Genomic DNA, 12,175 nt, shown 5'->3' on the forward strand with positions numbered 1-12,175 from the left:
TCCTGTTGTGTTATTTGGATAAACCACTTACCTCAGGCTGAGCGTTAATTTTATTTTTGAGTTTATATCGATACTTTTTGAGATGTTCCCATGTATAGAGGAAGACTTCCCGTTCCATTAAAGAGCCGATTACGAAATATACAGGCAAGATCACAAATCCTAGAAGTACACCCCAGATCATAAGCCCCAGATAGGAATGGATCGGGATGTCGATGGCGGTGGTGATGAGAATAATACCTACAAAAACTACTGCATTCGTGAGCCATCTTCTAAAAGTGACCCAAGGACTGCGGTCCAGTAAATGTTTGCTGGCATAGATTACAATATCTATGGAGCGGTATAAGAGGGCAGCTATCGTTCCCATTAGTACACCGTAAATTCCCATGAAGATTACGAAGACAATAGAAGCCACCAGATTAATGGCGGATTCCAGAATGGAACGGTTTTGTGTTTTTTTGAAATGTCCAGCGATGGTAATCACATTATTGGAAGACGTTCTGGCATTGGTTAATAATTTGATGACTACGAACAGGATCGGCAGCCACATATCAATGTAATTCACGTCGTTTACCCCAGCCGTATACAATTTCATAAAGGGTAAAATCAAAATGTAAGCCACCGTTAGAATCGAGAAGATAAGCCCCATGAAATACACTTCGTAAGCATCATAAAATTTAATAAATGCTTCTTTGCTCTCATGGTAGCTTTGCCCGAGGGCAGCCTTCACACTTCCGTTTATGGTCTGGACGATATTATCCACGATCGTAAAAATCATATTGTACATAACATAGATACTGACGATTTTTAGATTCGTAAAGATGGTTAATATGAGTACGTCCGTATTTCTAAACACCAAGTAGGAGATTTCATGGACTAATACGGAATTCTTTTGGCCAATAGCTTCATAGTCTGGTTTGAGATTCAGGTTGATCCACTTGTAATTCTTATTCATATAAATATAGAAAGCGATAATTTGAAGTAAGGTTAAGATAAAATAGGAAGCTTGAACGGCAATAATGTCCACACCTTGCAGTAATAACAGAATCCGGATCAGGCTGTTCATAATATTAGCTACAGTGACAATAGAAGTCTCTACATAGCTTTTTCCCTCCGCAGCGAGCAGGACCTTGAATTTTCCCTGAAAATAATAATTGATCGCACCGCCCATCCCTGTAAGCAAAATAATGACCATAATCGATAATTTATCGATCTCAGAAGAGATCACCAGCGGGTACACGATGGCGAGTAGCAGTACGGCGAAGAAATAGTAAATGCCTGTTTTTTTATAATAGCTGGAGGTGGCAGCCAGAATAGAGTTAATATTGTTTTTATTATTCGAAGCTACCGGCTTATAAAGCGCTTGGATCGAGGCCGCTCCAACACCTGCTTCCAGCAGCGCCAAATAACTAATAATCTGCACAATCGAAGCGATCAACCCATTGGCCTCAGAGCCATAGTTGACCATTATCAGTCTGGGTATAAAAAAACCGAGGATGATCGTGATGAGTTGACTTCCCAGTCCAAAGGATAAGTTAAGAATGCTCCGCTTGGCTTTCATAACGAATCCCCCTTTCGTAAAGCGATAAATACGTATCTAGATGCTCGAAATGCCTTTCGGCTTGTTTTGCTTGCAGTGTGACATCCATAGAGCAGGTGATCATACTTTCAAAAATCTGTGCAGGCTGGACCTGTTCCAGCGTATTGAAATCGGCATACAGACCTGTGAACCCAACATCTTTCATTACATTGATCATTTTTTTGCTGTAGGCTACGGGGAATACCGGTTTATTAAATACCCAGCCCAGAATCATTGCATGGAATCTTGAAGCCACAATAGATCTGGCATTAGCTAACACGGACAATACTTCTTCCATGTTCGTTTTATATAAATGCACTTGCATAGCATCCTTGTAGGAGGGACCGATAAGGCGCTGAATCTCTTCAATTGCCAGTTGATCGCCTTCGTGTTCGCAAAATGACATGAAATGAACCGCGTAACCTTTTTCAATGAAATAAATTGCGAGTTCTTTCATTTTTTCATAATAGAGGTTGTCAAAACCGTTCAGACCTTTCGCAGAAGGTTTAATAACGGATAAGACGATGTAATCCTCCGGTTCGTTTGGAATATCTGGCGGGTCTAGCTGAAAAATAATATCTGGGGCTAAGCGGACATTATCCAGATCCTTAAATAAATCATAAGAATACTGTTCTCTGAAACATATATCTGTATAATCCTTGAAAATCCGCTTGTGCTCATCATAGTATTCTTGATTTGTAAAAGGGCCAAAATTAGATCCTAACAGATAGTAAGGCTTATTTTGATTACGAATGATTTCTGCATTCTTGAAATGCTCTGCCCAGTGGTCTGCCTCCATGAAAATCGAGCCGCCGATATGAACGACGCCATCTGAGTGATCTGCCAGATATTTGTGAGCCACATTATGTATCTTTAGCTTCCTGCAAATATAGCCAATGCCTCTTAGAAGAAGGGAATCGGAAGGATACACTTTGAGGTTAGGGATCTCTTTGAAACATAGTTTATAGAGGCGTGGTGCGCAGATTCTGAATCTGGTATCCGGATATCTTTCGCATAGCACCTTAATGAATAGATCATCGCCCAGATTAAATTCAGTATAGGCGTATATCAGCATTTTTTTCATATTCTAGATTCCTTTCGGGTTCCGTTCCCTTTAAGTAGGTTTCGCTTGAACCTGGATAAGCTTCTCTCCACAGAGATGAATCTGTGATATAGAAGCGGGGAGATTAAAAATGTTCTGATATAAAGGGTTAATCTGCGATTATCTCCTCTATAACGTCTTATGAGTTCATCCATTTCTTGATTGAGCTTGGGATAGGTATGGTTGATGTCACGAAGTAATTCCTGAATGCTTACCCCTTCCGTACCATTTAGACAGGTTTTGAGGTTGAAAAAGTAGTTCTCAATCAGCTCCCGGTTCATTAACAATGGGGAGATCGTATCTAGTTCAGCAAAGGGATAGGTTTTGAAATATTCATCCACCCTTTTAAAAGCATCCACTACATCAAATTTATTCACGTTATAGCTGTTGGAGATGGAGGAGTTTCTCTGTAAATAAAATGATAGTATATCCGGGATTGAGATGACTCTGGCCGCTCTGGACAAGGCTTTGTAGATGAACTCTTGATCCTCTCCATTCACACAGCGTTCTGTATAACCTAGCTCGTGGAGAAGTAGGAATTCTCGCTTATAAGCGATACTCCCTGTCCATATTCGCAAGCTCTTGTTCACGAAAATCCGCGCCAGTGCTTCACTTCCCGTCACGTCGCTGAAATCAGAGGTACAGCTCAATAGAGTTTCTCTGCCTTCGGAGACATGATTATAACCCCAGCAAATAATCTCGGGTTGTTCATCTTGGGTATAAGACTGAAGGGTTGAGACCAAGTCTGCGGAGACATAATCGTCTCCATCTACAAAAAGAACATAATTACCTGTGGCTTCAGCTAAACCCCTATTTCTAGCCGCGCTTACTCCATGATTCTCCGTTCGAATGACTTTACAGAAAAGGCCGGGATTACGCGAAAGAATCTTTTCTATAACGTTGTAAGTGTTATCCGTAGAACCATCATCTACGATGATGACCTCGAAATGCGGATCGCTTTGGTCAAGGAGTGAATTGAACATAGGGGTTATATACTGCTCTATATTGTATACCGGGATCACAAGGCTTAGATTCATGGGCTCGCTCCTTTCCTGTGTAAAACGGGACGATAAGCTATCTTAAGCTTACCCCTCGTATGAAAAGATTGTATATACTACTTTAGTTTACTTATTGCTGGCTCTACTCGTTGTAGCATCATGTGAATAATAATTATTACAATATGTAAAATGAAAATATTATGGTTTGGTTTAACATAGATAGAAAGCCAACAAAACGTTCGAAGCGGAGGGATCTGGGATGCAGCTGCAAAAAATATTCGTGAACGGTGAGAGACTGAAGAGTACAATCGAGGCATTTGCCGATTATGGGCGTACAGATAAAAATGGCGTGACCCGATTATCGCTGACGGAAGAGGATCTTAAAGTTCGGGATTATTTTCGTGCCTGTTGTGAAGAGCTCGGAATGTCTGTGAAGATGGATGATATGGGGACGATGTATGCCACATTGGCAGGCGAAACTTCCGGGCCTCCGATTGTGATTGGCTCGCATATGGATACTGTGAAAAAAGGGGGCAGATTTGATGGCGTCCTAGGGGTTATCGCGGGTCTAGAGGTTGTGCGGACGCTTATAGATCACGGGATTAAGCCGAAGGTTCCGGTGACGATTATGAATTTTACGAATGAAGAGGGGGCACGTTTTGAGCCATCGATGATGGCCTCTGGTGTGTTGTCCGGAAAGTTTGATAAAAGTGTTATGTTGAACAAAAAGGATCCAGCGGGCATTAGCTTTGGTGAAGCGCTGGAGAAGAGTGGATATAAGGGAGAGATGAGCAATCGTATCACCGAAGCCACCGCTTATTTGGAGCTTCATATCGAGCAAGGGCCTGTTCTTGAAAAAGAGGAGCTGGCGATTGGGCTGGTTGACTGTGTAGTTGGTATGGCCTGTTACGAGATTGAGGTGACGGGAGAATCCGATCATGCGGGCACAACCCCCATGGCGATGCGCAAAGATGCTTTGTTTGCTGCCACAGACCTGATTATTGAGCTGCGGAGCAAGCTGGGGGCGCTCGATTCCGAGCTTGTGTATACCATGGGCAGAATGAATGTGCTTCCTAATATCCATACCGTCATTCCCAATAAAGTGATTTTCACCATTGAAGCCAGACATAAAGATATGGAGATTGTGCGTGAAGTGGAAGCCATTATTAACGGTTTGCCAGAGCAACTGCTGGATTGTGAAGTAAGCAAAACTAAGCTTTGGGGCCGAGATACGGTGTGGTTTGATCAGAATGTGTGTGATTTGGTGGAGCAAGCGGCTCAAACCTTAGGTTATTCCAGTCGAAAGATCGCAAGTGGTGCAGGGCATGATGCACAGTTCGTAGCCAGCTTTCTGCCATCCGCAATGGTGTTCGTGCCTAGCGTGAATGGTAAAAGCCATTGTGAAGAGGAACTAACCTCTTATGAAGACTGCGAAAAAGGGGTAAATGTAGTGTTAGAAACAGTGATGTTGTTATTATCAAGATAGTCCATGTAACTTAATATAACATTATGCGATATGGTAGTCGCTTTAATTTCATACAAAATCGTCAAAAAGGCACTCTATAGGGTGTCTTTTTTTATGAGATAATAAAGATGGTTGTGTTGAGTACCAAAGTGGTTAAAGATTAATGGGCAGTTAAGTCAGATCCTTTGTGTAAAAACACAATCATGGTAGATAATATTTTAATTTTTTAACAAAATGGGAATGCTAATCATATGTTATCATTCTTTACATAAGGGATCTACATTAGATGGGAGAGATGAATGATGATTATCGGAGTACCTAAAGAAATTAAAAACAATGAAAATCGTGTTGCCATAACCCCTGCGGGTGTAGTTAGTTTAATTACTGAAGGTCATCAAGTGCTCGTAGAAGCTGGAGCCGGTGTTGGCAGCGGATTTCCTAACGAAGAGTATGTCTCTGCCGGAGCACAACTGATTGAGGATGCAGCAAAAGTCTGGAGCTCCGCTGAAATGGTGATGAAGGTAAAAGAACCATTAGCAACGGAGTACCCCTATTTCCGTCCAGGCCTTATTCTATTTACGTATCTTCATCTTGCTCCAGAGCCTGCCTTGGCTGCTGCGCTTAAAGACAAAGGTGTCTTTGCGATCGGATATGAGACGGTTGTTCATGGACGCACCTTGCCGCTGTTAACACCGATGAGCGAAGTAGCTGGCCGGATGTCCGTCCAATTGGGAGCGCAGTTCCTGCAAAAGAACTACGGCGGACAAGGTATTCTTCTTTCCGGTGTTCCTGGCGTTAGCCGAGGTAAAGTGAGTATTATTGGCGGCGGTGTAGTAGGTACTAATGCAGCTAAAATGGCTATTGGCTTAGGTGCAGATGTTACGATAGTCGACCTCAGTGCGGAGAGACTACGTCAATTAGATGACATTTTTGGAGCACAGATCAATACGTTGATCTCTAACCGTTATAATATTGCGAAAGCAGTGGCTGAAGCCGATCTGCTGGTAGGTGCCGTGTTAATTCCGGGTGCCAAAGCACCGAAGCTGGTTACCGAAGAAATGGTCAAGACCATGAAGCCGGGATCGGTGATTGTCGACGTGGCCATTGACCAAGGTGGCATTGTAGAAACCATCGACAGAGTGACGACACATGATAATCCCGTGTTTGTGAAACACGGCGTGCTGCATTATTCCGTGGCTAATATGCCGGGCGCTGTTCCTAAGACCTCAACTATTGCCTTAACAAATGTTACAGTTCCATATGCCCTGCAAATTGCCAATAAAGGTGTGATCAAGGCGATTCAGGATAATGACGGCCTAAGAAGCGGCGTGAATGTAGCCAATGGCAGAATCACCTGCCAAGCTGTTGCCGAAGCGTTGGGTGAGACACCTTATTCGGTTGAGCAAGCCATGGAGCAGACATTCACATTGATCTAAAATAGACACGTTCCATAATGGAATGAGCCAAACAGCAAGCTCTCTGCGGGGAGCTTGCTGTTTGGCGTTTCTTGCGGAGGAGATCGGGTGGAAGTTTGTCAGTACGGTGTTAAAGTAAATAGATTGCGTTTCAGTGTGATTAGATACATTAGGTGTTTGCTCGTGTGGTGTGATGGTGGAAAGATTACGTAGTGAAGTTGGCTAGATCAAGCTAATTTTGATTAGTTTTTGCTTCTGCGATGGTGAAGGCTTTGATGGAGAGATGCTTTAGGGAAATTCTCCCTAAAAAAACGCGAAAATAGCTTATAAATGCTGTTATTAGGGAATTCCTCCTTAAAAAACGAGGAATATGCCTGTTTATACGCAAAACGGAAGAAAATCAGGGAGGATTTCCCCAATTATGATCGTGTGATGCTTAAAGTGCAGAATATTAGGGAGGATTTCCCTAATTATGATCGTGTGATGATTAAAACACAGAATTTCCAGGGGGTATTCCCTAAAAACCACTTATAACATTCGGTAAACACCAACAACTATTAAACCTTCCCAAACACCCCGACAAAACTCCCCACAAAACTTCCCACACCACCCCCAACAAAACCCCCACCAAACATCCCCGTCCCAAACACCTTCCTCAACTAGCCGATCTCGTCCCTCACCTAAACCAGCTATTTATCTTATAGTCAGTTAGGGGGATGCATACTATAATGAAATCACTCTAGAGTACAGGATTTGGTTATTCTTCAGGTGGGAGTGAAGCTAGTGACAGATAAAGATCCATTATTTGATCGTTTTTTCGACAGTATGGAATCATTGGCGGATACGATAAGTGAATCGCTACAGTCTCAAGTTACCATCGAGGACAGCAATCATCATGTGATTGGCTACAGCTCGCATGAATTTGAGAGTGACTCCGCGCGGATTTCAACGATTATCGGGAAGCGTGTACCTAACGCTGTGATTATTGGCTTGCGCAAAAAAGGGATTATGCAGCAGCTGGAGAGCGCGGCACATCCCATACGAATTCCTGCGGTGCTGGAGGTGGGACTTGGTCCCCGGCTGGCCATTTGTATCAAACATCAGAAGGAAATTCTCGGGTACATATGGGTAGTAGATACAGGCAACCTGGTAGAAGGGCATGCCGAAAATATCGTTGAGAAAGCGGCAGGTATCGTAGGCCGTTATTTACTTAAGCAGCGAGGCTGGAAAACGAAGCAGGATAAAACGCATGAGGATTTTTTCTGGAAGCTGATTACCTCCCACTACGACAACGAAGCAAATATTAAAAAGGATGCGGAATTTTGGTCCATTCTTTTGCCGGAAAAATATTATATTAGCGTGTTTGAGAGTGACAAGGTAATCGATGATCATTTAATACTCCGGTTTCGGCAGGTTATGGCTTCTTATTCTGGCCTGCAATTATTATTTCTGACGGCTGAGCACAATCGGCTGATTATTTTGTTTTCCTTCAGCTTTGTGATCGAGGGGGCGGGTGGATTATCTTCATTCCTGCATAAAACAATGGAGGATATGTATAAGAGTGAAGGCTGCACACTGGCTGCTGGCTGTAGTCTCGATTACACTGAATATATGTCCGCGGCTATTGCCTATTGGGAAGCGGTATCCATTGTGGAGATCAAAAAGCTGCTGCCTTTTCATGGGCGGGAGCTGCTATTGTACGAGGAGATTGGATTTTGGGCATATATACCGGCTATTATGGAGCAAAAGCGCAGTCGAATTCGTAAAAGCCCGTTGCTATATCCGCTAAAAGAACATGATCGCGAGCATAAAAGTGATTTTCTCAAAACCATCGCTGTCTATTTATCATTAAGCGGCAATTTAAAGGAATCCGCGGCTTTTTTACATATACACACTAATACATTGCTTTATAGATTAAACCGAATCGCAGAGATTACGGGCAAAAGCTTGAAGGATACGGGTTATCGGACTTCTATTTTCCTCGATATTTTGACGGAAGAAACACGGCAGCTTAACCAATGGTTTGTCGATGCCTGGGAATCATGAGAATTAAGCACCAACCCGGTGACGAACACGTACAATAACCTATATTTAGAACCTATAACATTGGAGGGACTAAGCATGGTGAAGGAAGTTCGTTCACCCGATGCCCTTGACTTTGAGCGCAAAATGAGAGAAAGCATCGTGGAATCGGCTGAAGCTTTAAATGAAAGTGGAGTGGATTTTGCAACATTTGATGATTCCCGCTGTAATCCGCTGTTTTGGACACGTACAGAGATTGGTGGACTTCAGCTGAACGCTGGCGTGGAACCCACAGTGGGGATTAAAGATATTTTTCGGAATGGACATTTATATGCCTTCGAATGCGCGACAGCCATGGTTATTGTTTTGTATAGGGCGACAATTGAAGCTATAGGTGAAGGAGTCTTTAATAAGTATTTTAAGGACTTGTTCTTATGGGACTGGAATTATGACGAGAATTTACGCTTAATCACAAACTACAACAAGGACCACACGCAGCGGGGAGACGTTGTATATTTCAAGAATCCCGATCATGCTCCGAGCAAGCCAGAATGGCAGGGCGAGAATGCAATTAAGCTTGAAAATGATCTGTTCTACGGCCATGGCATAGGGATTACTACTGGAGAGATCATCATAGACTCTCTGAATCAGGAAAGAGTATATGGGAGTGATATCTCGGCCTATTTAACGGATGAATCGGTGCATCCAGACTTTAATTACTTACAGCGGTTATCTGCAGGAACGGTTTTACCGGCAGCCAACAATAGAAGCTTCCGATACACTGTATGTTCAAGAATAGGGTCTAGAAACTATATTTATAAGATCTAGCGTCTGCCTATTGTATACTTACTGAGCAATGCAAAGAGAGGGCACTTTTGTATTGTTCATTTTTTTATTCACAAAAGAAAGGGATAGAGCTTCAGATAACTCTGAAAACTCTATCCCTCTTTTTTAATTAAGGACTACCACGTCGTTTCTAATTTGTTATAGCTCAATAAAATCGTTGCGGAATTTCTCGAAATCAGATTTTCTGCATTCCAGCTCAAGGCGTGTGCCTGTTTCTTCATAGCTAGTAGATTGAACATGGGCATGTTCATTGAAATAAGAGACTACATTACCCCGATCAAATGGAACCAGAATCTCGCACTGGACATAGTCCGTAAAAACATGGCTGCGGATCAGAGCGGTAAGTTCAGCCATTCCACTATTTTGCTTGGCGGAAAGGTAGACATTGTCACCTTCAATTTGCGGGTAAGGCAAATCAGTCAGATCAGCCTTATTATAGGCATAGATCGTTGGAATCTGGTCAGCGCCGAGTGCTTTAAGCGTCTCATCCGTAACCGCCATATGCTGTTGATGCTGCGGATCGGAAATATCGACTACGTGAATCAATAAGTCCGCTTCGGTAACCTCTTCAAGAGTGGAGCGGAACGCTTTGACCAGATGATGGGGAAGCTGGCTGACGAATCCGACAGTATCTGTTAATAAAAAGGTTTTGTGATCAGGCAGCTCAATGCTGCGAACCGATGTCTCTAGTGTAGCGAACAGCATATCCTTGGCGAATACTTGTTTATTGGAACCTGGATGGTAAGTCTCTACCATGACATTCATTAAGCTGGACTTTCCGGTGTTCGTATAGCCTACAAGGCAGACGACGGGAACTTCATTTTTATGCCGTTGTTTCCGCTGGATTTGACGTCTTGCTACTTGTTGCTGCAGTTCAACCTGTAAAGCAGTGATCCGCTCTTCAATTCTTCTGCGGTCCAGCTCTAGCTTGGTTTCACCCGCACCTCTGTTTTTAAGTCCAGCTCCGCCACCTTGTCTGCCCAGCGACTCACGAAGACCTGTGAGGCGCGGCAGCATATATTGCAGCTTGGCTACTTCAACTTGCAGCTGTGCTTCCTTGGTCTTCGCTCTTTCCGCAAAAATATTCAAGATTAGAATGGTCCGGTCAATGACCTGACGGTCCAGTGCGGACTCCAAATTGCGGATCTGTGAAGGTGACAGTTCGTCGTTAAAAATAACAATAGGAGCATCGTGTGCTTCTAAAAGTGCCGATAATTCCTCGATTTTACCTGTCCCGATATAATGGGAGGGGTTAATTCGACTTGCCTTTTGACTAAGCTCTCCTACGACTTCAAGGTCACAGGCAGCTGCCAGATTGCTCAGCTCTTCCATCGAATAGGCGAAATTCGTTTCGTTCTGAAGCTGGACACCGACTATAATTGCTTTTTCTCGTATTTGTTCCATATATTTATTCATCCTCCAATAGTAAATAATAAACGCAAAAAAACACAGGCAATCTGCCTGTGCTTACGGTTCGTTAGAGGACGTCAGAGTTAGGGCCTTCCATAGGTAGAATGAATTAAACAACAGTCCAGTCGCAGGGAAGAGGCACTTTGATCCCTTGCGAGCAGCAGTTGGCTAATCGGCTTCTATGGATGTTCAATTCTTAAAGGAATGGAGGTGAAGAGAATCCTCCCTACACGCTGTTGTTAAATTATCGGGTTACCTTTAAAAATGGGTAGACCAATCCTGAGTCCTCTGCACATGGGCAGAGCTTTAGCGCTATTCAATTAGCCGCGCAAAGTTCTAACTCGGATAAAGTCTATCACACGTAACCCTCCGTTCATAAAAAGTTAAGTCGAGTTTACCACATTCGTTATTTAGTGGCAAATCTCTATTTAGGCTCTGGAACATCTCTTGTATTTTAATTACATCCAATAATTCTAAACAATGTTTACATATCATATATGAATTGATATATAGGAGGTGTGATGACATTGCCTGTTCTGTCCACAAACACCATTATTAATTTACCTGTCGACGGTACTCGGCCAATAGATCAAGTAGTGATCAAAGTTGTTAACAATGGATCGGCTGGCGCGTTTTGTTATATTACGGGCTTATCCAATAGTGTCAGTCCCCAGGCCATTTTTGTTGAAGAGTTATTTGAGCTGCAATATCAGGAGACCTTAAGCAAGACCTATGTCATGGTAGAGGATTTATTCCAATTTAATTTTGTATATTCGCAGGAGCAGATGAAGATTCAGGTTTTTCTTGTTGATGTGGACGGTGTATGGACCGCCGTTGATCTTGAAGTGTTTCAAGTGAGCCGGATAACTTCGGAAATACGTGATAACGTGTCTGTTACATCGACTGACTTCGCAGCAATCAGCTTTATGAGGCGTCCCGGCTTTGCTATTCCACAAGGTCTTGCGGCTGAGATTCGACCGGCAGCTTTAGATGTTATGTCCAAAAGACCAGTGCGCTATATGATCGTTGCAGGCGGGACACTTGATGGGACCTTCGAGAATTATCCTACACCGACTACGAATATTCCTGCCACGGACACGGCACTGCTAGTGAACTATACCTGCACTACGGTCACGGGTGGAAAAGTTATTATGCAAGGTACAGGATCAGGGATTTCTGGTGCGTATGCGAATCTGGCGGTCAATTTGCTTAATGAGCGACTCTCATACGAGTTCCATGATGAACCTGTCACATTGGTGGTAAACTCCCTCTCGGGCGGGGATGATCTCGCAGTCACCTTTAAAATGTCCGAGCAATGGTAATTATTCTTGTGAAAAAGGA

General features: G+C 43.2%; 9 protein-coding genes. 5 read left to right on the forward strand and 4 right to left on the reverse strand.

From position 1 onward, the window contains the following. Window positions 1-10: 10 nt before the first annotated feature. Genes MKZ16_RS01305 through MKZ16_RS01315 form a run of 3 tightly spaced genes read right to left on the reverse strand, consistent with a single transcriptional unit; the run spans window position 11 to window position 3,715 of the window. On the reverse strand, window positions 11-1,558 hold the full coding sequence (locus MKZ16_RS01305) for a sugar isomerase (protein ID WP_038568214.1): 1,548 nt from the start codon (window positions 1,556-1,558) through the stop codon (window positions 11-13). After that, on the reverse strand, window positions 1,533-2,660 hold the full coding sequence (locus MKZ16_RS01310) for a polysaccharide pyruvyl transferase family protein (protein ID WP_076107327.1): 1,128 nt from the start codon (window positions 2,658-2,660) through the stop codon (window positions 1,533-1,535). The genes MKZ16_RS01305 and MKZ16_RS01310 overlap by 26 nt, the downstream gene beginning before the upstream one ends. Then, window positions 2,657-3,715 carry a glycosyltransferase family 2 protein gene (locus MKZ16_RS01315; RefSeq protein ID WP_036687258.1) on the reverse strand — a complete coding sequence of 353 codons (1,059 nt, stop codon included), beginning with the start codon at window positions 3,713-3,715 and terminating at the stop codon, window positions 2,657-2,659. The genes MKZ16_RS01310 and MKZ16_RS01315 overlap by 4 nt, the downstream gene beginning before the upstream one ends. Before the next feature lie 220 nt (window positions 3,716-3,935). Here MKZ16_RS01315 and MKZ16_RS01320 point away from each other — a divergent pair, with 220 nt between their 5' ends. From MKZ16_RS01320 to MKZ16_RS01335, 4 genes are all read left to right on the forward strand, one after another. Further along, complete coding sequence (locus MKZ16_RS01320) at window positions 3,936-5,162, forward strand: Zn-dependent hydrolase (protein ID WP_076107329.1); 1,227 nt, start codon at window positions 3,936-3,938, stop codon at window positions 5,160-5,162. A 281-nt stretch (window positions 5,163-5,443) separates the two neighbouring features. Continuing rightward, window positions 5,444-6,577, forward strand: coding sequence for an alanine dehydrogenase (ald, locus tag MKZ16_RS01325; protein WP_076107330.1), 1,134 nt, complete (start codon window positions 5,444-5,446; stop codon window positions 6,575-6,577). 762 nt (window positions 6,578-7,339) lie between these two features. Further along, window positions 7,340-8,602: a helix-turn-helix domain-containing protein gene (locus MKZ16_RS01330; protein WP_036687266.1), complete on the forward strand. Its 1,263-nt coding sequence runs from the start codon at window positions 7,340-7,342 to the stop codon at window positions 8,600-8,602. Window positions 8,603-8,677: 75 nt separating this feature from the next. Then, a complete protein-coding gene (locus MKZ16_RS01335; RefSeq protein WP_076107334.1) occupies window positions 8,678-9,406 on the forward strand; it encodes a protein-glutamine gamma-glutamyltransferase in 729 nt (242 codons plus the stop codon). Window positions 9,407-9,562: 156 nt separating this feature from the next. Here the strand turns inward: MKZ16_RS01335 and hflX are convergent, their stop codons facing one another. After that, complete coding sequence (gene hflX, locus MKZ16_RS01340) at window positions 9,563-10,828, reverse strand: GTPase HflX (protein WP_036687269.1); 1,266 nt, start codon at window positions 10,826-10,828, stop codon at window positions 9,563-9,565. A 527-nt stretch (window positions 10,829-11,355) separates the two neighbouring features. Between hflX and MKZ16_RS01345 the strand changes: the two genes are divergently transcribed. Further along, window positions 11,356-12,156, forward strand: a complete 801-nt coding sequence (locus MKZ16_RS01345; RefSeq protein WP_036687271.1) for a hypothetical protein — start codon at window positions 11,356-11,358, stop codon at window positions 12,154-12,156. Window positions 12,157-12,175 lie beyond the last annotated feature (19 nt).

Origin of the sequence: Paenibacillus sp. FSL R5-0928 (assembly GCF_037970385.1) — a bacterium.
GTDB classification, from domain to species: Bacteria; Bacillota; Bacilli; order Paenibacillales; family Paenibacillaceae; genus Paenibacillus_AQ; species Paenibacillus_AQ odorifer.